General features: G+C 43.4%; 16 protein-coding genes and 1 pseudogene. 5 read left to right on the forward strand and 12 right to left on the reverse strand.

Features of this window, described 5'->3' with window-relative positions:
* Nucleotides 1-111: 111 nt before the first annotated feature.
* The 5 genes from CKQ84_RS01215 to CKQ84_RS01235 form a co-directional block, all read right to left on the reverse strand.
* Complete coding sequence (locus tag CKQ84_RS01215; RefSeq protein WP_105249806.1) at nucleotides 112-987, reverse strand: hypothetical protein; 876 nt, start codon at nucleotides 985-987, stop codon at nucleotides 112-114.
* Nucleotides 984-2,738, reverse strand: coding sequence for an AAA family ATPase (locus tag CKQ84_RS01220; RefSeq protein WP_105249807.1), 1,755 nt, complete (start codon nucleotides 2,736-2,738; stop codon nucleotides 984-986). Before CKQ84_RS01220 ends, CKQ84_RS01215 begins: the two co-directional genes overlap by 4 nt.
* Nucleotides 2,738-4,507 carry a restriction endonuclease subunit S gene (locus CKQ84_RS01225; protein WP_105249808.1) on the reverse strand — a complete coding sequence of 590 codons (1,770 nt, stop codon included), beginning with the start codon at nucleotides 4,505-4,507 and terminating at the stop codon, nucleotides 2,738-2,740. Before CKQ84_RS01225 ends, CKQ84_RS01220 begins: the two co-directional genes overlap by 1 nt.
* Nucleotides 4,504-7,353, reverse strand: coding sequence for a DEAD/DEAH box helicase family protein (locus CKQ84_RS01230; protein ID WP_105249809.1), 2,850 nt, complete (start codon nucleotides 7,351-7,353; stop codon nucleotides 4,504-4,506). The genes CKQ84_RS01225 and CKQ84_RS01230 overlap by 4 nt, the downstream gene beginning before the upstream one ends.
* 477 nt (nucleotides 7,354-7,830) lie before the next feature.
* Nucleotides 7,831-8,031 (reverse strand): AlpA family transcriptional regulator, encoded by a 201-nt coding sequence (locus tag CKQ84_RS01235; protein ID WP_105249810.1) that lies wholly within the window; start codon nucleotides 8,029-8,031, stop codon nucleotides 7,831-7,833.
* 480 nt (nucleotides 8,032-8,511) lie between these two features.
* Between CKQ84_RS01235 and radC the strand changes: the two genes are divergently transcribed.
* The 5 genes and pseudogenes from radC (at nucleotide 8,512) to CKQ84_RS01260 (ending at nucleotide 11,193) form a co-directional block, all read left to right on the forward strand.
* Complete coding sequence (gene radC, locus CKQ84_RS01240; protein WP_158682978.1) at nucleotides 8,512-9,018, forward strand: DNA repair protein RadC; 507 nt, start codon at nucleotides 8,512-8,514, stop codon at nucleotides 9,016-9,018.
* A gap of 47 nt (nucleotides 9,019-9,065) precedes the next feature.
* Complete coding sequence (locus CKQ84_RS01245; protein WP_105249811.1) at nucleotides 9,066-9,428, forward strand: hypothetical protein; 363 nt, start codon at nucleotides 9,066-9,068, stop codon at nucleotides 9,426-9,428.
* Nucleotides 9,429-9,571: 143 nt separating this feature from the next.
* Nucleotides 9,572-9,952, forward strand: a pseudogene (locus CKQ84_RS01250) (type IV toxin-antitoxin system YeeU family antitoxin).
* A gap of 144 nt (nucleotides 9,953-10,096) precedes the next feature.
* Nucleotides 10,097-10,510 (forward strand): DUF2787 domain-containing protein, encoded by a 414-nt coding sequence (locus tag CKQ84_RS01255; protein WP_105249812.1) that lies wholly within the window; start codon nucleotides 10,097-10,099, stop codon nucleotides 10,508-10,510.
* A 122-nt stretch (nucleotides 10,511-10,632) separates the two neighbouring features.
* Nucleotides 10,633-11,193 (forward strand): tyrosine-type recombinase/integrase, encoded by a 561-nt coding sequence (locus CKQ84_RS01260; protein ID WP_105252973.1) that lies wholly within the window; start codon nucleotides 10,633-10,635, stop codon nucleotides 11,191-11,193.
* 94 nt (nucleotides 11,194-11,287) lie between these two features.
* On the opposite strand, the gene CKQ84_RS01265 is transcribed toward CKQ84_RS01260, so the two are convergent.
* From CKQ84_RS01265 to CKQ84_RS01295, 7 genes are all read right to left on the reverse strand, one after another.
* Nucleotides 11,288-11,674: a hypothetical protein gene (locus CKQ84_RS01265; RefSeq protein ID WP_105249813.1), complete on the reverse strand. Its 387-nt coding sequence runs from the start codon at nucleotides 11,672-11,674 to the stop codon at nucleotides 11,288-11,290.
* 75 nt (nucleotides 11,675-11,749) lie between these two features.
* The gene (locus CKQ84_RS01270) at nucleotides 11,750-12,412 is read right to left on the reverse strand and encodes a hypothetical protein (RefSeq protein WP_105249814.1); all 663 of its coding nucleotides are present in this window, start codon (nucleotides 12,410-12,412) and stop codon (nucleotides 11,750-11,752) included.
* Between the two features lie 155 nt (nucleotides 12,413-12,567).
* Nucleotides 12,568-13,398 carry an ankyrin repeat domain-containing protein gene (locus CKQ84_RS01275; protein WP_158682980.1) on the reverse strand — a complete coding sequence of 277 codons (831 nt, stop codon included), beginning with the start codon at nucleotides 13,396-13,398 and terminating at the stop codon, nucleotides 12,568-12,570.
* Nucleotides 13,399-13,430: 32 nt separating this feature from the next.
* Nucleotides 13,431-13,769 carry a hypothetical protein gene (locus CKQ84_RS01280; RefSeq protein WP_105249816.1) on the reverse strand — a complete coding sequence of 113 codons (339 nt, stop codon included), beginning with the start codon at nucleotides 13,767-13,769 and terminating at the stop codon, nucleotides 13,431-13,433.
* 46 nt (nucleotides 13,770-13,815) lie between these two features.
* Nucleotides 13,816-14,520: a hypothetical protein gene (locus CKQ84_RS01285; RefSeq protein WP_105249817.1), complete on the reverse strand. Its 705-nt coding sequence runs from the start codon at nucleotides 14,518-14,520 to the stop codon at nucleotides 13,816-13,818.
* Nucleotides 14,520-20,195, reverse strand: coding sequence for an RHS repeat-associated core domain-containing protein (locus CKQ84_RS01290; protein WP_105249818.1), 5,676 nt, complete (start codon nucleotides 20,193-20,195; stop codon nucleotides 14,520-14,522). Before CKQ84_RS01290 ends, CKQ84_RS01285 begins: the two co-directional genes overlap by 1 nt.
* On the reverse strand, nucleotides 20,171-21,574 hold the full coding sequence (locus CKQ84_RS01295) for a SpvB/TcaC N-terminal domain-containing protein (protein WP_158682982.1): 1,404 nt from the start codon (nucleotides 21,572-21,574) through the stop codon (nucleotides 20,171-20,173). Before CKQ84_RS01295 ends, CKQ84_RS01290 begins: the two co-directional genes overlap by 25 nt.
* Between the last annotated feature and the right edge of the window lie 255 nt (nucleotides 21,575-21,829).

Below are 21,829 nucleotides of genomic sequence, written 5' to 3' on the forward strand. Positions count from 1 at the left end.
CAATACATCATGATTAGCAAGGCATAGTCCACTATAACCGTTCGTTGCTTGGTTTGGGTGAAGAGGGGTCGTCTTCACCAAACAACCCAGCACTAGTAACAATGATCTTGCTTATCCTACAGTTCTAATAAGTTCGCTTATCCAAGGGTGAAGCACATCTTTATCTTTGTCTTGTTCAAGTTGATAAACAAGAAATCCTAAGTAAGTATTCTTACTTCTAGGATGAAACCATTGACCTACTTTTCGAAGCTCTTTTTCAAAACAAGCATCTGCACCTTGATCTTGTCGAAGCTTTTTTAAATACCACTTCTTTGTATCTTCTATCAGTGGTTTAAAAAGCTTCCACTGGGCAATACGTCCTTCATTTAATCTTTTTTGATCAAGGTGGTACAAACGAATAGAAAATTTAACTTTGATATCTTCCGACGAGCCCTCTTCAAATCGAGAGAATGGTACGCCTGATTTATCATAGGAGAGTAATCGCCACTCCAGTCTCTTACATGGGTCGAGCAAGACAGGTACTTCATTATCTTCATCTAACTCTTCATAAGCCCTAAGGGGCTCATTAACTAGAGGGAAATAGTTCCACTTTCCGCCTGCGGTGCCTTGTAGGTCTTTCCTGTACTCATTACAGTGTTGGCAAGAAAAACGAAAATTTTCAGGCTTAAAGGCTGCCCACTTATAACCAGAGTGTTCAGGTACAATGTCATATCTGGTTAAAGACTTACCTTCATCTGCTAATGCAACACCCTGAACCTTGCCTTTAGGCCTATAATGATCGACTGCATTATCGGTTCTCGGGATATTTGTTTCGCAATACCAACACCTACCATTTGATAGAGTCTCTAGGCTTTCTTTTAAGTCTTTCCAGATGGCACTACGATCATCTGCAACAATCTCACCAGCCAATAACGCATCTGTGGCAGTCTCTGCCCTATCTTCCCAATTGTCAGGTAAATCAATAAAGGCATTATCAACAAATCTCATCGCTGATCCTCTTGCAGCAATTTTGTGATAGCTTGTTTCGCAATTTCATCACGTTTTTCTTGCGATAAACTTAGGGCGAAGTTTACTAGCTGCTGGTAATCATCCACTCCAGATTGTTCTTTCAAGAGTGAGTTTCTGATTTTAATATAGCGCTCATAATCATCGTCACGTTGAGACATGCTAAACCTATCATTATCCAACCATTCGGAAATGACTTGAAAACGAAGTGCTTCAAATTTTGTTTTATTTTCAATGCTTGCCAATGCTCGATATGTTTCAAGCCGTTTTTGAGTTCGCTTATCGAGACTTGAGCCTAACCCAAACATATCGCTAGTAATGATGCCTGCGTATCCCATGCCTTGAGGATCATAGTGTGGCTTATGCGACGCAATGGTGCGGGTTTCATCATCACGGCTTAAAATTTGTACCTGATCGCGGGTTAATTCGGCGATAGCAATCGGGTTGTGGGTGGTTAACACGATATGGCTGTTGTTTTCGCCTTTAGAGCCAGAAGTAACAAACTTATTGAGATAATCGATGTAATCTACGCTCCACTTAGGGTTTAAGTGGGTATCGGGTTCATCTAGTAAAAACAGGCTTTCATCTTCGGCGGTAAATCTCAGTAGCCCTAGCACAGTTAATAGCTGCTGTTCGCCTTCGCTAAGTTCGCGAAAGGTCACGCTACCATCGTTCTTTTTAAGCTTAACCCGAATACGCACTTCGCTGATAAGTTCTGAAACATAAGTACTTTCAAGGTCGCGGAAAAACTGCCTTGGCTCTTGGTCACTAACTAGCTCAGTGAGTCGCGTAACGTCCTTGATAAACATATACAAGTATTCACGACCTTTTTTATTCCATAAGGTCGCATCATCTTTACGGCTAATTTTAATTGGCGCAGTAGCCACTTTATGAACTCGATTTAAAAAATCGCGCACCACACCTTCCGCGCCCCAAAAAATATCGGGATTGTCTTTACATGCACCATAAGTGCCTTTGGGCTCTTTACTCTTATTTAAGTTCCATGAGGGCTCATTGAGTTCCAGCAACACCGAGTCGATACTTTCAGCATTTTCATCCGTTTCTAGGCCGAGCTGAGTATCTAAAAAATGCCTGACTAAATCATCTTGGTTAAGCACAAAGGCTAACAGCACAAATTGGCTATGCACAGGCAAGGCATAAAACAGGCGTCTTAGCCCTGGATCTTCCGACTTTGAGTTGCGTAGCTTTTTATCATATTGCTGAAGATAAGGGCGAAAGACCGACTGCATCCGGTCACTATGGCCTGAATAGTAGCCAAATACATATTTGGGTAAAAATTCATCTTGGCGCTTTTTGAACTCATTAAATTTAAGCGCTGCGAGTGTAGGTTTTTCAGCTAACGCACTTAATAAATCGGCCTGTAACGTGGCATCGTTTTTATTTTCGCCTAAGTCGCGATAACTCACCAAATAGGCATCTTTAGCGCGATCAGGATCAGCGCTGATTTCTATTTCTTTATGATGGCAAAAATACCTCAGGGTATAGGTAAAAGAGGGTTTATCTTTTTCCCCTTTGTCATTCTTGCCCATGAGCAAATCACGAAACAATACGGCCAATGCCTCAAGTACATTTGACTTACCTGTGCCATTCCAACCAATAACTAAGGTGATCCACTCTTGTTCTTCAAAGTCGATAGTGACATTTTTAAGATTTTTAAATCGCTGGCGTTCACCTTCGCGATCGGACCCTAAGGTAAATGAGGCTAGGCGCATTAGTCTTCCTTAACGTCTGGCTTGGTCAATTTTAATTGGTCGAAGTTACCTTGGCGCTGAATTTGGATGTTGCCAGCTTTTTCTAATTTACGCAGTTCGGTGTAAATTTCTTCAATACGATCCGTTGAAGTACCATCAACAATGCCACATTTTTGAAAGGCGTCTTGGGCATCAATCCAATCGTTTTCAGCGGTTAACACTTCGAGTAAGGTATTCATCAGCTCAACTCTTTTTTTTGGTTGACTCGGCTTACGAGGTTTAGGCATTTTCGCCAAGGCTTCACGTTCTTGTTTGATTTTTTCAAGCAATACTGAAGCAGGTTCGTCATTAGGATCTTGCTGCACCAATTGCCCTGAAAACGCTGACTTTAAGATGTTTTTTCGTTGAGCTTCGGATTGTTTTAGGCCAAGTGCCGTTGCTTCAATTTGTCTGTCAATCGAGTCAAATTCACTATCAATTTTATCTGCGACCACTTTCTGCTCAGACAGTGAAGGTATTGGCACAGGAATTTTAGATATTTTAGATACACTTAGCGTGTATAGACCACTAGTTGTTGCGGCTAAAGTCGACATAATATCCATTCCAGCCGGAGAGTTAAGCCAAAGTGCCACATATTTACTCAGTGCTAAAATTGGTCGTGTTCTAATCAAATGATTCTGATGAACTGCATTTTCAATCTCATTATTCCAAATTGCGCACCTACCAATTTCGCTTTTACTACCATTTCCTTCCACAATTAAAATATCACCTTTTAACAGAGATAAACGCTGTAATTCATCCCCAAATAGCTCTATTTCATGGATTTCATCTAGCCGTAATTCATTTCTATATACATTGGCGACTCTAAGAAACGGGTATTTGTTTTCAACTGGTCTTCTTTTAGGTTGCTTTTGGATTCCACCTTGAATTTGACATATTTGCGCCATGCTCGCCCAAACCCACCCTTCAGGCAGTTTGGGTAAATCGGTGGTGTCGGGTTGCACGGGTTCTGGGTACTTATCTTGCCAGTCTTTCGGTGGTGTTTTGCCTTTTTCGGCAAACTCGGCGAGTTTTTGTTGCTGCCACTGTTCGCGGCGCTGTTTTAAAATACGGGCTAATAATTGCTCGCCGGTTTCTTGCACTTGGGTGCTATTTTCAATACGCCATTGCTGGGTCAGTGAACCTTCAACCGCACTTTTTAACAGCGATTGGCGGTATTGGCTTAGTTTGGTTTGTGCGGCTTTAAGTTCTTTAACACCAGCATCGAGCTCGGAGAACAGTTCTTCGAGTTTGTCGACAATGCGGTCTTGTTCTGAGAGAGGTGCAATAGATACTAAAAAGCTTTCTATTGCTTTACTGGAAATATTAGGCTGTGCTGCCCCATGTGCTTTTTTTTGAATTTCTTCACTTAAAGTTTCTAATATGTAGCCAAGATACTTTTTATTACCATATTTTTCAGATAGTAGTTTTATATTGCCAACGCGTTGGTTTTGATGAGCTAATTCACCATAATAAATACCAACTTTCCCTGTAGTGGCACCAGACATAGCAATAAGTAAATCACCACTTTCTATGGCATAACCTTCTGGGATATTTTCAATTTCGTAGTGCATTGAATTATTTGAATTAACTTTGTTATTTTTAATGTTTGAAATACGAATTATTGGTGCAGACTTATTTGATTCCTCGATAAATAAACTGCTTTTAAAAGCGAAACCATTTCTTACCCATGCGTAATTTCCTAACTCGGTAATCTCCCAGCTTTTAGGCAATTTTTCTACTTCACTCACGCGATTAATTCCTGATTCATTTCAGCCAATAGGCTATCTAATTCGTTATCCTGGCCGCTGCTGTTTGGGTTGCTAACAGCAAATAAGCTCCAGGCTTTTTGCAGCCCGCCGTGGTCGGCAAAGGGGCTGTAGTCAAAGTCATTCCGCTCTATAGCGCAGCTGGCGGCAATATGATCTTTGATCAAACGTAACCACTGGGTTTGCTGCTCGGTAAATGCGGTTGAACGCTGGGCATTATGACGGAAAATCCACTTTTTAAACTTGGCATCAACCTGTTCAGCAAAGGGTTTGAGCTCGGCGTCTAACCCCATGGCAAAGCGGATCAGTGAGATGATATCAGTCAGATGCCTTTGGCTGCTCACTTTTTTGCCCTTGTTGCTGTTGGTTTTTTTAGCCGCTGCTTGGTTATTGCCTTGATTGAGGCGCTCATAAGCACTCCACAGCTTTTCGGTGGTAAGCAGCAAAGGTGGCTTGCTTAACGCTTGGTGCAATTCTTCTAACATGGCAAAGGTTAATCCCCTGCGCTGATACGGCTGCTGATAAAAAAAACTTAAGGCTTGAATATCATCTTTATACTGCTTGATAAAATCTTTAAAGCTTTGAATGACTTTTTCGGCATTATCGGCGGCTTGGCTGCTGTAACCCGAATAGGTCACCGTATCTAAGTTGATATGGTCGATGAGCTGCTCACGTTGCCGGCGGGCCGATTCAATGCCTTCACGCGTGGCCGGATTATCAAAGGTTTGGCAAGCCTTATCGATCAACTGCTCTTTAGCGGTTTGCTGTTCACTCTCAGTTAAAGACTCAGCACTGCGGGTAATACCGGCTGCTTTAGCATTGGCGAGGGCTTGTGTGTTTATTGCATCTGGGTCGAGGGCGGTGAGTAAGTCTCTCGCCACTTGTGGCAGTGGTTTACCGGTTAGCTTTTCAACCTCGGCTAGCCCGCGTTTATCAAGTTGTTTACTTAAGCGGGTTAAACGATTGGCAAGACTTTGAATGGTGTCGTCATCGCGGTGGCCCATTGCTACACCTTGCAACAAGTCTTTCATTGACAGATTAGGGTTGCGCTCAAGTGGGCGGCTTTCGGTTTTGAGCGATTTTTCAACGCCAACGGCATCTATCAGCACAAAGCGATCTTTATCGCTGGTAGCACTTTTGCTGACGTTATGTAGGTCTTCATAACTTAAACTCCGAACTCCACGGCCTTTCATTTGTTCATAATAGCCTTTACTGCGCACATCGCGCATAAAGAGCAATATTTCGAGCGGTTTTACGTCTGTGCCTGTGGCAATCATATCTACCGTTACGGTAATGCGCGGGTTAAAGTCGTTACGAAAATCATTCAAAATGCCATCAGGATCTTTAGCGTTGTAGGTGACTTTTTTACAAAAGTCATTTCCTTGGCCGTACACTTCACGCACGATTTGAATAATATCGTCGGCGTGGCTGTCGGTTTTGGCGAAAATCAGTGTTTTGGGCACTTCTTTACGCTCTGGGTAAATCTCGGTTTCAACGGCCTTTTTCATCGCCTTAATGACCTGGCGAATTTGGCTGACGTTAACGACTGAACGGTCTAGCTCTTTGCTGGTGTAGCTGTTGTCTTCTTCTGCCTGCGCCCAACGTTTTTTGCGGGTAAGTTTGTCGCGGTGATCGAGCCACTCTTTGGCTTTTAACTCTGCGCCTTTATTACCAATTTCGGTTTCAATTTCATAGACGTCGTAACCGACGTTAACACCATCAAGCACTGAATCTTCATAGCTGTATTCAGCAACGATATTTTCCTTAAAAAAGCCAAAGGTGCGTTTATCGGGCGTGGCGGTTAAGCCAATGATGAAGGCATCAAAGTAGTCGAGCACTTGCTTCCACAAGTTGTAAATAGAGCGGTGGCATTCATCAACAATAATAAAGTCAAAAGTTTCAATGGGCACGGCTGGGTTGTATTTGACCAACTTGGCTTGCTGCTGATTTTGCTTCATTTCGTGTAGTGAAATGTCCTCGGCGCTTTCATCAATTGGCTTACCACTTAAAATCGAATACATACGCTGAATAGTACAAATGCACACCTCGGCAGCACTGTCGATAGTGCTGCTACTTAAGTGCTGAACGATGTGATTTTCATGGAAAAAGGTTTGTTTGCCTTGCGGTTTAAAGGCATGAAACTCCTGCTGTGCTTGTTTACCTAAGTTGCGGGTATCAACCAAAAATAAAATACGTTTTGCACCGCCATGATTTAGCAAACGGTAAACGGCATTAATCGCAGTGAAGGTTTTACCTGCACCCGTTGCCATGTGGATGAGTGAGCGTGGATGGTTTGCTGCTAATGATTTCTCAAGCCCAGTAATCGCACTAATTTGGCATTCGCGCAGGTTTGCTTTGGGCAATTCAGGCATCTTGTATTTTAAGCGCATGCGCAATGAGCTTGCTTGCTTTATCCAGTCTTGAAGGGTTTCTGGCTTAAAAAAATTGAAGATTTCCCGAGATCGAGGGGCAGGATCTCGAAGGTCGGTAAACTGAATAACTTGGCTAGTGGCTTCAAACAAAAATGACAGCGGTTCTTGATTATTTTGAAACTTAATTTTACTACTCGCATAACGAAGGGTTTGATCTTCAACTTGCGATAATATGCTGTCATCTTTTTTGGCTTCAATCACGCCAACGGCTTTGCGATTAACAAACAGGATATAGTCGGCAGGGCCAGAATCGGTAGGGTATTCGCGGATTGCGACACCTAAGTCTTCACCTAGATTAGCTGCTGGCCAGGTTTGTACTTTCCAACCAGCAAGCTTAAGCTGCTTATCAATTGATAAACGGGCCTGGGTTTCTGGTTTTAAACCGTCAATGTCCATTTGAAATCCTAATATTTAAAGGTGAGCTTAGCACTGCGGGCGTCATCTCTTCATAGCTTGGAATTGTATCGACCATCCCTGTGCCTCACCTCTTATTATTCTTGTGGCAAAACTACAACGGTAATCGCCTAAAAGCTTTCAAATATCATGTTCAAAGCAGATTTATTAAGCGATTAGACCATTTAGATTGATGCAAATAATTTTTAGGATTGTGTCAGAAAAGATCCATCTAATCCAGTGAGATAGCACACAGTCTTTATACTTCGGGATTTCATTACAACCACAAACGCTATGCCCGGCGACCTCATTAAATTGGAGGGCAATAGAAAGAGATCTATGCCCGGCAACCTCAACTATGCGCTATAAGGGGATGAAAATAGGCTTCCGCCTTTGCTATCTAGCGCAATCTGACAAATAAACTCAATTAACTTGATGAGGTGAAGGCTTTCACTAGCCTTCACCTTTTTATGCAGTTTATTAAAGGCATTCTGTCACCGCACCATCCCTCTGCGCTATCCTTTCCAATATCCATTCTTGCACTTCACTTTCGACCCATGCAACTGCTCTATCGCCTAGCGAGACTGACTTAGGGAAAGTGCCCTCATCGATGTATTTGTAGATGGTTGAACGGGCAAGGCCTGTACAGTCGATAACTTCTTTTAGTCTGATTAATCTCATTTTTTCAATCCTCTGGTTTAGTTCAAACCATGAGGAGTGACGGTTATCTTTAACTGTGAAATTTAGCGGTCTCCAACCTTTTTCACATCTATATCAATGAGATGCAGTAACCCATTACTGTCACATCCCGCCACTGGAAGCGATTGCGACCAGTGGCAAATCTATCTATTTGAACCAAGGAGGCTTTATGCCTATCGCATTTATCGCCGGCTTTATGCTTGGCGTTGGAATTTACCGCAGCTTAAAGGAGAAGGACTATGTTTAGCCTGCTCATGAATAGACCCTTGGCTGAGTTATTTATTCTCGGCGTGATTGCTGGTTACGACTGGGCGAAAAACAAAGGTATGTAGACTAGTTTATTCATGTCCTCACAAAGCCAAGGTGCCCACAAGCACCTTGGCTTTTATGTCTGTTTCGAACTTTTTTTAGCTATATATCACTCCAGTGCATAAGCCCATTAACGCTTTCAAGGAGCCTGATATGTCAACAAAAGCGATGCACACCAAAACTGAACCAAACAACTCGATAGACCAGCCGAACAACCAGTGGCCGCAGACTGCCGAAGCGATCCTAGCCTCTGCCGCCAATATCATTGCCGAACGCTATGTGAAGAAGGATGCCTATACCAACCCTCAGGCCACTAAGGATTTTTTAACTTACAAACTGGGCGGTTATGAGCGGGAGGTGTTTGCGGTGATGCTGCTCGATAATCAGCATCAATTACTTGAATTTAAAGAGTTGTTCTTTGGCACCTTAGATGCCGCCAGCGTCTATCCCCGAGAAGTGGTTAAAGCTGTGTTGGCCGTTAATGCGGCTGCGGTGATTTTTGCCCATAACCATCCTTCCGGCGAATCTGAACCTTCGGCTGCAGATAAGAACATAACTAAACGGCTAACCGATGCACTGGGACTTATTGATGTGCGCGTGCTTGACCATATTGTGGTTGGCCGTACACCGGTATCCTTTGCTGAACGAGGCTTACTCTAGTCCCGCATTCAAGTCGCCTTTCATCACCCCAAATCAAGGAGTCCAACATGATTGAATTTACCGACAGCTTTTCACAGGCCTGTGTCGCTGAGGCCTGCGCAGCTTTTCCTGAACTGCGAAACCGCTTAGCGATTGAATTAATTTTGCCGATGTTTGTGCGGCCGCTTAATGCCATGGGCCAAGTGATTGGCAAGCCTGTTGTTGCACCACACCGCGAGCTACATAAAACCGTATTATTTGTTTTTCACCGTGATGTGGTTGAGCACTTGCCCAAGGAGATCAGCTTTTGCCGCTATGTTTGCCCCTGTGACACTTATGGTGTGCCTGTGGGTGAATGGCAACGGGTGATCAACGGCGTGTACTTTAACCATGGCAGCAATGAGCAGCCCAATTGGAGCGTCCATACCTAATTTTGCAAACCGTTACCGAAACGTCATCTAGTCCACTAATCACTTGTATTAGCCACTTGTATTTATCACTGCTTTAGCTCGCCAGCTAACAAGCAACCCACTCCCTAAGTTTCGCCCTTTCAACCATAACCATAGAGGTTCCTATGACAACCCTTAAACTTTTCGATATTGAGCACGCTTGGGGCTTGCCTCGTAAAGTATCTCCCCGCTTTGGTGCCAGATTGATTTTGCGTGGTCTGCATTTGGATTATCTCAATGACAGAGCAAGTTTTGTCGGTGAGTTTTCCCCTGAAGTACGCAAACGCTTCAATCATGCTTTTCCGAAATTGGTTAAACAACTTGAGCGGTTAGTCGTAACCGGTGAGATAGATGCAAGAGAGTAGCACTGCGTCACCATTGAGTACGATGACTTTACCTGTGAGGCCGATGCCTTAGGCAGCCATGGTTATTTGTATATTGCTGTCTATCAAACCGCTGACAAACCACTAGCCGCATTAACACACAGCCCTTCGATAACCTTGTAATACCAAAGCGCATCCTAATACCTCATCACGCTCCATCAGACTCGTTTCACGCAATCTTTACCCCACCAGCAAACACAGCAAGAGCCCAGGAGTTGTAGCTCCTAGGCTCTTGCGTGTGCGCGTAAATCAAAGAAGGAATATCCCATGACATTAACCATCAAGCGTAACCAACAGCCAGCGATGCCAGATCGTTTTTACCAAGTGATTGAAAAGGAACTGGCTAACGTCGATCCAAAAGACGCCAACGCCATCACCCTTAATTTTCGAGATCCAGACTACAGCGCCGAAGCGGGCGGCTTTCATCCCGTCGAAGTGCGGCTTGAGAAACAGCAAGAACATTGGCGCTTAGTGTACGTCACCGACTTTGCTTTTCGCGGTCATCCCTTCCCTGAGCTCGTTAAAGACATCGATATCTGCTTTAACAGCAAGCAGGTCTATAGCCTATTTAGTGGCTGGATTGGGGAGCGGGAATGCAGAGCATTAATCGATTTATTTTCCCAAAACTTTGCCACTTATTTCGATATGGGGGTTTACAAGGTGAAGGTCAGTTTGGATTAACGCTCTTAGCCAAATCAAGTTCCCAGAATCCTAAAACGGGAACACTCAAACCCTTGCCCCATGCGACTCTCAACAACGCAAGTGCCCAAAAATACGCTATAGCAAAAAAGAGGAACATGACCATGCCTGAAGTTCAAGCCGTTAAAGATCAAGACACAGTTAAGCTTATCAGCTATCTGCTCGAAAGACAGTTTAGCCAGCAACTGGCCGATGTATGGAATATCGGCCTTAATCTCGCCCTTAGGATCTCCGACTTACTCTCAATTAAGTTCAGTGATATCCACGGCGACAGACTCATCATTAAGGAATCTAAAACTGGCAAAATCGCCAATATCAAACTCAACTCAAAAACGCTAGAACGGATACAGCGTATTCGACGCGAGCATCCGAATCACATCTACCTGTTCCAGTCCTACCGTAATCAACGGGCGAAGCACATCAAACCTGCGCCTTTGTCACGGCGCTATATTTGCCGCGCCCTAGCGATGATTGGAGAAGAACTCAAAATAGCCTTAGGCACCCACTCGATGCGCAAAACCCGTGGCTATCTGCTGTATCAACAAACCAAAGATATTGGCCGAGTAATGAAGATGCTCAGGCACAGCGCCGAAGAAACTACCCTTCGGTATATCGGTATTGAGCAAGACGATATCGATAAGGACTTTGTCGAGCTGGAAATCTAACAATAAGGAGGGTGAGCACCCTCCTTATTTTTTGTCAAAAACGACTTTATTTTTAAACAGCAACGCAAAAGAGTTACGGCTTAATGTGTTTACATTACTTATAACCTTGAACTAGGTAGAGCGATTCATTTTGCTTTTCACCATCAACATAAATTTTTAGTTCCTGAGCACTAGTGAAAACAGCTTTAAATGACGAGCTAAACAATCCATTTTGAACATACTGAGCTGGTGGCATCACAGGTTTGTACTCATAAATCTGCTCTCCAGCCCTAACCCTAAAACAATCAAGGTTATATGCAACTTGGGTTGCTTCACCTGGTTCAATCCGAGACAACTCAATATCTGAATAGCCAGACAGAATGTGGATGGTACTACTGCTCTCATTCAAAACCTCAACATTAAATTGAGTAGGACAACCCGCCAAACTTAAGCTAGTAAGCACAGTAGCAACCGTTTTAAGTAACACATGTAAAATTCTCATAAAATCTGCTCTCAATAAGGGACTAGCTTTCAAGATGTACTTAGGTCTTTCGTAAAATCAAAAAGTTAGTCCGTTTTAGTTAGATGACATCCACTTAATCAGTTTCTTATGAAAATAGATGATTTTATGATTATCCAGAGGTAGCAGGGAGTCGGAAAAATCGAGAGCAAAATCCACATCTTTGACCTTTTCAGGGAATTTAAAGTACAAGTTATAACAGTTATCTACAAATTCACTGCCGAGCCGTAAACTCTCATTTTTATCGGCAATGTCTATACTGCGAGTACCCCATCCAGCACCTAAAGAATAATCAGAACCACAAAAGATAGGATCATAGTCTTTAAATTTCATCACCCTATATGGTTTGAAATGCTGTTCAACACCATTAACTTTCATGATTAGTACGATATTGTTTGCTATTAACTCAACATCCAACTTCAAGGGTTTTACCCCCAATGCGACTATGATTTCATCATTATTAAACTGACTATCACGCCAACGGTTCATCTCTATACCCAGCATGGCATTACCGCGGTACTTGGTTTCATAATTGGTCAACAACAATGAGAGATGGACGCTAGAAAACTCAATGTACTTATCAAGACTCTTGTTCTGCTTATATTCTCTCGTATCTGGAACAGAATCCCACGGCTTGATTGAAGGGACACTGGCCACCTCCAGAGTCGTGGAAATGCAGCCACACAAGCAAAGACCGATAAGCAGTAACAAATACTTCATCACTCATTCCTTACACTCTTGCCCATAACTGCTCAAAACTAATTGAGCCAATACATCAACCGAATCAACCCAAGTGACTTAATGGGCTTTACTGAGTAGATAAAAATACATGGTTAACGCCTTGGCTTTACCACTCAAAAAATCCTCGGACACTATTAGCCAGAATTCCCCTTTGAGCCTGGAGTGATTATGCTGAAGTCAATATTTCTGTCTTGTAACCACTGTTCAACTTTTTTCTTCTGTTTATAGGCGTCTTCATTTTTATCCATCACCCGCTCATGCTCGGCTAACCAATAATACAGACCAACGCGTCCTATTCCGTTAACCATTTGAAATTCTGCGCCTCGATTTAATAGATCTAAAACAACATCGTATCGACGTCTACCAGCCGCTTGAGTTAACAAGATAGCATCTGTGTTTGTTTTTATATTAAGATCTGTGCCAGCTTCAATGAGCAGATAATAATTTCTGGGTATCGTTTTTCCGCCTAGCTCCACGGTTTCCTCAATAGGTGGGGCATCAAACATTCCCCCTTTAAGATTGGGATCGCCTCCATAGGCTAATGCCAACTGTAAAAAGCGACTATCTTTATTTCTAGTCGCCCAATGCATCACTGTACTAGAGCCCTCAAGTTTGACATTGGGTGTGGCGCCTTGTTTTAGTAATTCTTCAAAGCCCTCAAGGTTACCCTTATAAATTGCCCAAAACAGGGGCGTGCCTGTCGACCTTCCCTGAGCGTTGATATCGACCCCATTTGCCACTAACTCACGGATTTTTTTGATATCGCCTTTTCCTGCCGCTTTCGCCAATCCACGAACTTGAGGATCAGGGAATATCTCATCCAAATCCATTAGCACTAACGAAGTTTCTCGCTGTTTCTGATTATGTGCTTTTTCGGCGTCTTCCAAAGCCCGAAAACGTGGATCTGAAGCGCAGGCACTGAGTAAACATGCAAACATCAAATAACTGATAACTCGTTTCAACATAGGCCTGCTCATGTAACTGTGATTTTATCCTATCATTCACTACACTTGATGATTATGCTTTCTCCACCACCCTCATATAAATTCCTTGTGCTATCGATGATTTCCATATTTTTTTTACAATCTTCAGGGATGTTCGCATGTAAGCGAATCAGTTTTTTTAGCCGTTCTAAACTTGGGTGCCTAATACCCGTTTCAGTAAAATCGACAGCGGAAAACATATAATACCGCCCTTTACCATAGTCACTATTCAATGTAATCAACCATTTTTTGAACGGGTGGCTACTGTTTAATTCAGAAAAACCATTTTCGATGCTTGTACAACTGAGTAACATTAGAGTTAATCCCCATCCCCATCCCCAGTTCCTATTCATAATCATTCCTTTTGGGAGAATTGATCTAATCATAACTAGGGGCGAGTTACTTAATAGTGTAACGAGTCCCTACTGGATAGAAATGCACTGTGTATTCTTTGGTATTTCCCGCCTCGATAAAGGGCAGTGTAATGGTAAAATATCCTTGCTCGCCAGCAAAGCTAGTATCCATCGCGACTAATTCACCACAGAGAATATTGGAATTTGATATCAAACCGCTACCCTTTATTAACTCTAACTTGAGATTAGTCATGTAAGGTACCTCAATACTCTCCTTTTTATAAAAATCATAAAAAGCCTTCTGGCTCAATTCTGGATATGTACAAACCAATAGTCCATGCTGGTTTCTCGCCAAACTTGGATAACGTTTTTTTTCTATAAACTTAACGGGTATTTTTTTACCAATACGGTATTGGTCTAGAATGATACGCTTTGTATTCAGCTGTATCCCTTCTTTTAATGAAGTGATAAACATCTCAATTCTTGCGTTATTAAAATATTCTGAATCAGTTTTTTTGGGTGGATAATTATACGCTCCAGAAATATAAAACTTGACTTGCACACCATTATCAAAAGTGATGACAGGGCTTAAGATGGGAGAATCATATCCTATATCAATTGGCCCTAAATACTCTTCGATATCCACTTTTTGCACACCGTAAGCAGTGCGAGTACTGTAACTATAGTAGGCACATCCTTGCACTAGGCTTGTTATCAGCAACACCAATAACACTATATAGGCATTTCGCATTAGCGTTTCCTCTCAAAATTGGTCAAATAATAGTGGTAGTTACCCACGCCTAATGCGTAATATTGTCCCGCCATTGCTGGCGCAATAGTGCCTGCCAAAATGAAACTGTTTTCTATTTGCCATTTTGCCATCCATTTGTCATGAAACACAGAAAATGCTCGGACCCCACCAATATTCTCAGAGGACCAGCTCAAGATTGGAGAATTCTCTGACATCCAATAGTTTATATTGGATGTATCAAACACCACACGATTTGAAGTAGTTGACCAGCTATAAAAATCCATTCTGCTTTTGTCAACTAAAGAGTTTTTCAATGCCTCTAGTTCACTAGGATTAAGCGATAATACATCCCGTCCAACAAGCCCTCTTCTAAAAGCCTCTGAGGTTGCAGTAACTTCAACAGACGTCCCAGTATTTGTCACACTGCTATTTTCAACACCATTACCTTTAAGCTTAATCACGGCGTTACCTTTTGAGGTTTCCCATGAAGACTCATAGCTTGAGTATTTATCCATTGCGATTTTTAGCCCTTGAGCGATAACCGCTAACTTAGCCCCTTGGTTACAAGAACCTCCCGATGCAGCGCCAGCAGCGCATCCCCCGACTGCTGAGAGCGATAATCGATAAATAGAATCTGATAAGCCAGTACCTGTGCTACTTAAGGCTCCAGCTACGCCTCCGGTAATTGCTCCGGTTAACGCCCCCTTAGCAGCGCCACTGAGACTGCCCGTCATGACCCCACCCGCTACAGCACCCGCTGCCGCACCTGCGAAGGCATAACCACTCACGGATAGAGTTGTTAAGTTGATTGTTGCTCCTGTGCCAGCAATTGTCCCTAACTGGGTTGTTGTCGTTGTCCACCCCCAGGCTCCTGCCCATCCAGACGCAGCGCCATAAGTGACCACTGCAGCAACAATTGCCACAATGGGTCGCCAATACTTCTTAATCCCTTTCCAGAGTTTATCTAAGAAAAAGCCACTGGGATCGGTGTAGCTCATCGGGTTATTTTTCACATAGCTATAGCGGTTATAGCTTTGTGTATCAGTTGGCGCTTGAATAAAGGGGTCTGCTTGCATAAAGCGCCCGATAGTTGCGTCATAGATACGGCCATTCATATGGATTAAATCCAAATGGCTGATATGCTCATGGCCGGTATAACCTTTAGTGGCGGCTGGCGCGATGTAATTTGCTAACAATCCCGTGTTATATACTGCGGTTTGCTTACCCCAAGGGTCATAAACAAACTGCTGAACACTGTTGCCGGCGGCATCCGTAATGGTCGTCGTGGAACCCTGGTGGTCTTTATGCAGATAAAAACTGTCAGAAGTGTTATTACTGCGTTTAGTAATAACCAAATTACCCACATACAGTTTTTGCTCGGTGAGCGCTGCTTTACCGCCTCCGGTACGCACCACTTTTTCATAGGCGCCATCGATATAGTAGGTAGTGTAGTAGGCTAAAACCCCATCTTCTAATTTGACATCATAGCGTTCATAACGCTGTCTGGCAGAGTCATACTTAAAACTGCTTGATTCATTCCCTTTGGTAATATTGGTCACTAAATCGTAGGAACTGTAAGTGAATGTACGTGTACCGTCAGAACGTATATTGCCGTTTTTATCATAGGTCATGGCATAGCTGGCTTGACGCAAACGACTGCACTGCGCCCCATTTTGGGTCCAACCCGCAGGGCAACTGTAAGCCACTGCTGCAGTCAGAGTCCGATTACAGGTATTCCCTGATACAGACCAACCTGCTGGACAGGAATAGACTGGTGTTTGAATGGCGGTCTGAGACAAGGTACGAGTGCAGTTAGTACCACTGACAGTCCAACCCGCATCACAGCTATATACTTGCTTAGCAGTTGATTGATAAGTTTCAGTGCAATCCCAAAGGCGGCGTCCACCGCCCATAGGTTCACCGTTATCACAAACAACTCCTGCTCCAGATGGCTTAGTTAACCCTGTAAAACTAAAACGTCGAGAACACTTGCCCGTAGCGGTATTTAAGGTTCCCCCTCGAGAGCAACTTTGTTCGGTTTTAACCTGCGCCACTTTCGTTTCAGTTTTCGAGCATGTCGTTCCTGAAAGGCTGTAGCCGCTTGGGCAACTATAGTTGTAACTTAGCGATGCGGATTGGTTTTCGCTCTTTTGACAAGTTGTACCAGCCGCATTAAGTGCATAACCTGCAGGACAGGATTTACTGGCCGCGAGTGTTTCAAGAGCACCACATCCGCCATCTTTACAAATATCTAATAAACGGTAAGGGTTAGTCGCATCATAGCTATATGTTCCTACACCCGTTTTGGAAGTAATATTGCCTAAATCATCGTAGCGAGTACTTTGAGTCAGTTTGAAATCACCCGGCAAAGATACTCCACCAGAGGTGATATTGATTGTTCTATCGTACAATCGATAAAGGTCATCGTAGCTATAGGTTTCTGCAAAGGTGGTTGATGCTGAAGACAATTCATGTTTGCGATAAGTTAGATTACCTACATCGTCAAAGAGGTACTGTAAATTATGCAGTGTTCCACCTGCATTTTTTAACTGAATATCACTCACCCAACCCGACTCAGCGTCATAAGCAGTTAACTCCTCAGTACCATTACCATAGATAACTTTTTCAACTCCCCCTTTAGCATTCATTTGCTCGATGGTTTGATAGGCTTTACCCGTCGCTTTGTCGGTACGTTTATACAAGTAGCCCGAAGCATTGTAATGGTTAACAACCGTAAGCAGATTTTCAGGATAGATTTGTTCAGAGACCCGCCCTTGAGCATCGTAGGTGACACTTGAGGTATAGCTCGATGCACCTGTCGTGGTGGTTGTGGATTTTAATCGACCCAATTCATCATAGTTAGTGGTCTTTTGATGTGCAGCACCTTCAGCGCTGCAATCGCTTACGATAGTATCATAGCGCTTTTCCGCAACCAGCAAGCCTGCGTTACTTGTATCTTTAGTGCCGTATACCCAACAAGAGGAGCCTTCAGGCTCAGTTCGGCGCACTTGCCGCCCGAGAGTGTCGTAGTAGAAGAAGGTGGACTGGGTATTGGCATTCGTCTGAGATAGTAGCTCACCAAAAGCGTTATAGGTGTATTTCCAAGTACCTTTATCTAAATCAATCGAAGTAGTTTTGCGCCCATAGTCGTCATAAATCAGCTGTGTCCTAACAATTTCTGTTCCATTACCTGACACATAGGATTTCAATAGGTTTCCTGACGCGTCATAGACAAAGTTTAATTGATTACTCAATGAGTCAGTGACCACAGATTGAAGTCCGAGGGCATCCACCACAACGGACGTTTGATTACCCAGGGGGTCAGTCGTCAGAGCTTCAAAGCCTAACAAATCACTTAATGTTTCCCCTCCGTTAGGGTTGATTTGCGCAATTACGCGGCCAAATTTGTCATACTTAACTTCGGTAAAATATTGAGACTGAGAGGAGTAACTAGGCTCATAGTCTTTAACCGGACGACCATACATGTCATATTCTTTCGCAGAGATAATGACCGTCCCATCAAAACCAATGAGCTGATTACCTATCGTCCGACCAAACTTATCGGTGATAACGTTTTCGGTTGGCGTTCCTGGTTTTGATTTGGTTGTCAATAAATAACTATTAGCAAACAAATCGCATCCGCCACTACTACAAAGCTGATAGCTAAATTGTGTAAGTACGCCATCAGGCGTTAACTCACTAATTGGTCTTCCCCATTGGTCTGTTGTTTTTGTCAACGTGCGGCCATTCGCATCTGTTAGGGCAACTTTTGTAATTTGCCCAGTCACGCTATCTGCTGTGGTGCCGTTATAGGTATAGGTTGCCGCATCACCGAGCGTATTGGTGGTGGTTTTTAAATAACGTCCCCTTCCATCATAAGTGTTGTTATTCACCCGTGTTTGAGGAGATGAACCGTCAGCCTTAGTGCCAGCCGTTATCGATTCAGCGGTTTTATTACCATAAACATCATAGCTGACCGAGGTGGTGACCTTGTAACGATTATCGTTAGGCGAAACAATAGAGTCCTTTATTAAACCGTTGCCATAATACGTAAAACGACTCTCATTGGTGATATCGGCGACATTATCTCGTTGACCAGCGCGAGATTTTGTTACTACCGAATGGCTTAACCGCCCTTTACTTGCGCCGCCCCCAGCACCATCGTACTCATTTGTAATGACAGCTGTAGATACCGCAACATTAGCCTGTAAGTCATAAGTAACCACTTCACTGTTGACGATGTTACCCGCATCATCATAGCTATTTTGAGTTTCAACTTTGGTTAAGTCCCTCACAACACCATCTGTACCGTACTGACGGGTAATATCAGTACTGGACATATTTGTCTGCCGATACACACCAAAGCTATCGCGGGCAAAATCAACTTGCGTTCTAGCCTCAGATAGGGCTTGTGATTGATAACTCTGTTTGGTCGCAATAGGCAGCCCTATACGTGGGTATACTTGGTCATACATGGTTTCAGTAATGATGTCCGACTGTTTATCAATCGTTCGGAGCAATTCAAAACCCGCAACACCACGACCTAAACGATTGACCAACAGACCGCCATACTCATAAGCGACGCTGACACTTCCAGTACTACTGGCTTGGGTACTCACCAGTGCAACCACTTGTAGCGGCGCAATAATGGAGAAATTCTTTGAGTGGTCCAGATTACTTGAGGTTTGTGTTTTATAGACGTTACTTTGACCGTTCGTTTGCTCAGTTAAATACGCATAGCTGATACTGGTTTTAACCCCAAAGCCATCCGTGATAGCTTTAATAGTATTGTTGTATTTGGGTGAGACGGGAGCGTAGCGAAACCAACCGCCGGCGTTAGCGACGATGTCCAATTTGCCTGCACCATCAATATCTGCAAAGAACAAACGTTCATTAATGACATGGTCTATTATCCCGGATGCTTTCCAAGATGAGACACCTCTGATTGAACTTGGCTCAGACATGTAGAGTGTCGATTTGAGCGACTCTGATTTAGCAAGAATATCAGCACGACCATTACCCATAATATCAATAAAATAGGTGTTCAACTTCTTATCTGCGTCAGTCGTTATCCCTGTATTGATTGATGGTAGAAACGCAGTGCCATCCGATAATTGGATATACCACTGATTACCACTGACATAGGCAATATCAGTTAGCCCATCGCCATTAAAATCAGCTGCACGTAAGGTATCCATCCCCGATGTGATGGTGATAATTTGCTGTTGCTTATACCCGCTACCTGTTGATACATAAAGTATCCAGTTATCCGTGATATTTTGCCCCCAGCGACCATTAAAATCTGCAACACACTCGGACTGTGAAATATCATAAATAAGCCCCATCCCAGTAGAGCAGTAGCTAACGGTCTTCTTTACTTTAAGAATGAGGTCAGTCAAACCATCACCGTTGGCATCTAACAGTGCACTTGATTCAAAGCCTTTTGCCGTATGATTTATGCGCGGTATACCTGGACTTGCATCACTCCCTGTTGGGAACGTAAACAAACTCTCCGCAGCAGCAAAACTCCCGCCGCTCAAGTTTTTGTACCACTTAATCTGGCCTGCATCGAGAAACACGATATCCTCTAAGGCATCACCATTCACATCGGCGACCATCGCACTGCCGTTCAAACCAATCGCTGTTCGCCCTAAAGATGTTTGGGTGTATTGCACCGTGCGTGTGCTATCAATGCAAAGCTGCCCCCACGACCATCAGGCTCACAATCCCTGGTCTTTTCTTCTGACGGCTTGAAAGAGAGTACTTGCCAAGGAGAGGTGTTGCTTGCAGCGACAAGTAAGTCGCGTTGCCCGTCGCCGTCAAAATCGATAGTTTGAGCATAAGCATGTTGAGATGCACCTATGCTTGTCATTTGCGTTTCGACACCTGACGCAATAGAGCGCTTGTACCAAGTACCACTTCTGACATAAACAATATCTGCCAGCCCGTCACCGTCCATATCAAAAATATTGGCGGTTAAATTCTCACCAGAAGGAATGTTTAGATTTTTTGCAGGAAGAATGCCGGTGTAAGGCCTATAGGTCGGCGATTGTGGTGCACTGCTCCGCTCCCAATCAAACTGAATAACACTTGTGCAATCCGCTTTATTCGTTCCAACACAAGCTTGAATGCTATCGAGATAGTTAAATTCAGCCAATGACGTCGCTAGTTTATAGGTTAGGTAATACGTTTGCTCAATTTGATTATCTGTTGATAGAAAGACTTTATTGAGTAACTTTGTCTGTGATACGGCTGAGCCGTAAACTATGCCCTTTTTAGGAAAAGGGCGATCGGTATATTCAAAGCTGACCTTTTTATAGGGTAATGCACCGTTAGCATGCCCCGAGTAATCGATGCTGGATAAATACTGTTCTTCATTGTTTTTAACATAATGGAAGCTGATGTAATTGCCAACTACGTCTTCAATGGCTTTCAAGCTCCAAGAATGAATGACCTCATAGCCATTACTTAGCGCAACTTGATATGAATCATCATGGTTGTTTGTATTAGAAGTCGTAACGAAGTTTTTGCCAGCTTGCGTATACGCATCGCCAAAATAAAATATCTCACCAGCTTTGGTCTCAACCTTAAATGCACCAGGGCCACCGCCATTGGCCTGACCTACTACGGTAATGACAGAGGCATCATCAATTTCTTTTCGGTACTGAGCGCCATCGATGCCATTTTGGCCACTCACGAGCATTAAACGCTGTCCATCCAAACAGAAACCATCGGTGTCTTTTAATTGCACGCCCTGAAGGAATCCATCTTGCTCAATGGTTTTAGGGCAGCGAGTTATCGCAGATGACGCTTGCACTCCCCAACCTAAGCCTAAGTAACCGTCCCCTCCAGAGGATGAATAAGAAATCGCCACGGAGGGCTTCATTCCACCTCGTCCAGCAGAAGCATCTATAGGCAAAGAATAGGTTGCAGCTCCCATCTCATTGACACGGAAAGCGCCTGTTAATGCCACTGTTTCGGTATCTGCGAAAATAGAGAAAGTGGTGGTGAGTGTGAGGAAACATAATAGGGTTTTGAGGGGATTGGTATACATCATCAAGCTCCATTTGAAACAGCAATAACGCGTTGTAACCCCTATGAAAATCTAATGCAACATCGATTAACAATTAAGCCAGCTCTAATAACAAATAAAACCCTTGCAAAATGCAGGGTGAGCAATAAACACGCAAATAAAAAGTTACAAAATAAAATAATTAATAAACAAAATGAAAACATAATTGAAACCTATGCATGATGACTTATTATCCGCACCAACGAATGATATCAACGCCCCTCTGAAAAAGACTTA

The sequence above is a fragment of the Shewanella sp. WE21 genome, assembly GCF_002966515.1.
In the GTDB taxonomy this organism is placed as follows: domain Bacteria; phylum Pseudomonadota; class Gammaproteobacteria; order Enterobacterales; family Shewanellaceae; genus Shewanella; species Shewanella oncorhynchi.

Coding starts and splice junctions, on each gene's coding strand:
- CKQ84_RS01215 (WP_105249806.1), bottom strand. CDS start 987: ATGAGATTTGTTGATAATGCCTTTATTGATTTACCTGACAATTGGGAA.
- CKQ84_RS01220 (WP_105249807.1), bottom strand. CDS start 2,738: ATGCGCCTAGCCTCATTTACCTTAGGGTCCGATCGCGAAGGTGAACGC.
- CKQ84_RS01230 (WP_105249809.1), bottom strand. CDS start 7,353: ATGGACATTGACGGTTTAAAACCAGAAACCCAGGCCCGTTTATCAATT.
- CKQ84_RS01235 (WP_105249810.1), bottom strand. CDS start 8,031: ATGAGATTAATCAGACTAAAAGAAGTTATCGACTGTACAGGCCTTGCC.
- radC (WP_158682978.1), top strand. CDS start 8,512: ATGTCAACAAAAGCGATGCACACCAAAACTGAACCAAACAACTCGATA.
- CKQ84_RS01245 (WP_105249811.1), top strand. CDS start 9,066: ATGATTGAATTTACCGACAGCTTTTCACAGGCCTGTGTCGCTGAGGCC.
- CKQ84_RS01255 (WP_105249812.1), top strand. CDS start 10,097: ATGACATTAACCATCAAGCGTAACCAACAGCCAGCGATGCCAGATCGT.
- CKQ84_RS01260 (WP_105252973.1), top strand. CDS start 10,633: ATGCCTGAAGTTCAAGCCGTTAAAGATCAAGACACAGTTAAGCTTATC.
- CKQ84_RS01265 (WP_105249813.1), bottom strand. CDS start 11,674: ATGAGAATTTTACATGTGTTACTTAAAACGGTTGCTACTGTGCTTACT.
- CKQ84_RS01270 (WP_105249814.1), bottom strand. CDS start 12,412: ATGAAGTATTTGTTACTGCTTATCGGTCTTTGCTTGTGTGGCTGCATT.
- CKQ84_RS01275 (WP_158682980.1), bottom strand. CDS start 13,398: ATGTTGAAACGAGTTATCAGTTATTTGATGTTTGCATGTTTACTCAGT.
- CKQ84_RS01280 (WP_105249816.1), bottom strand. CDS start 13,769: ATGAATAGGAACTGGGGATGGGGATGGGGATTAACTCTAATGTTACTC.
- CKQ84_RS01285 (WP_105249817.1), bottom strand. CDS start 14,520: ATGCGAAATGCCTATATAGTGTTATTGGTGTTGCTGATAACAAGCCTA.
- CKQ84_RS01295 (WP_158682982.1), bottom strand. CDS start 21,574: ATGTATACCAATCCCCTCAAAACCCTATTATGTTTCCTCACACTCACC.